The sequence below is a fragment of the Acidiphilium sp. PM genome (genome assembly GCF_000219295.1).
GTDB classification, from domain to species: Bacteria; Pseudomonadota; Alphaproteobacteria; order Acetobacterales; family Acetobacteraceae; genus Acidiphilium; species Acidiphilium multivorum.
Map to the genome: position 1 here is coordinate 1 of NZ_AFPR01000249.1, position 949 is coordinate 949.

Annotated in this window: 1 protein-coding gene and 1 pseudogene; one reads left to right on the forward strand and one right to left on the reverse strand. The window is 72.0% G+C overall.

The features are described from left to right. A pseudogene (locus tag APM_RS10690) lies at positions 1-258 on the forward strand (deoxyribodipyrimidine photolyase); the annotation flags it as partial. 7 nt (positions 259-265) lie between these two features. Here APM_RS10690 and APM_RS10695 read toward each other — a convergent pair. Continuing rightward, positions 266-949 (reverse strand): SDR family oxidoreductase (locus APM_RS10695; RefSeq protein ID WP_007423388.1); only part of this gene is annotated, 684 nt, incomplete at its 5' end.

The window sequence follows — 949 nt, forward strand, 5'->3', positions numbered from 1 at the left end:
GCGGCGGCGCGGTTCGGCGTCCGGCCGGTGCTGCTGGAAGTGGACGATCTCGCCGGCTGGGCGGCGGCGCACCGGCTGAAGGTGGTGACCGCGCATCCGCCCATCGGGCCGGTCGCGCAGGCGCTGGCGGCGGCGGATGTGGGGGCGGTGCGGGTTGCCCGCGCCTGGGACCGCGCCTTGTGGCCGCATGCGGGGCGCGGGTTCTTCGGCTTCCGCCCCCGGATCGGCGACGCGGTGGCCGCCGCGTCCGGGGGCTGAGCGCGGGTCAGATCACGCCGGAGCCGCCATCGACCGCGAGGATCTGGCCGGTGATGTGGCCGGAGGCGGCGGAGCAGAAGAGCAGGGCGGCGCCCTTCAGGTCGGCGTCGTTGCCGAGCTTGTTCATCGGCGTCTTCGCCAGGATCTTTTCCTCGAACTGGCCGAGGATGCCGCGCGTCATCTTCGAGGGGAAGAAGCCGGGGGCGAGCGCGTTCACCGTGATGTTGTGCGGGCCCCATTCGGCGGCGAGCGCGCGGGTCATGTTCACCACCGCGCCCTTCGAGGTGTTGTAGGGGATGGTGCCGGTGATGTCCGGGTGATGGCCGCGAAGCCCGGCGATCGAGGCGATGTTGAGCACCTTGCCGGACTTGCGGGGGATCATCGAGCGTGCGGCGATCGCCTGGGTGAGGAAGAACAGGTTGTTGACGTTGAGGTTCATCACCCGCGCCCAGGCCTCGGGCGTGACGTCGACCGCCGGGGCACCCCAGGTGGCGCCGGCATTGTTCACCAGGATGTCGACCGGGCCTGAGGCCAGCACGGCGTCGGCCAGCGTCTTCGGGCCGTCGTCCCGGCCGAGGTCGCTGACATGGGCGGTGGCGGCGATGCCGAGGCCGGCGAGGTGCCTCACCGCCTCGTCCAGCTCGTCCTCCTTGCGCGCGGAGATGGCGATGGTGGCGCCGAACTCGCCGAG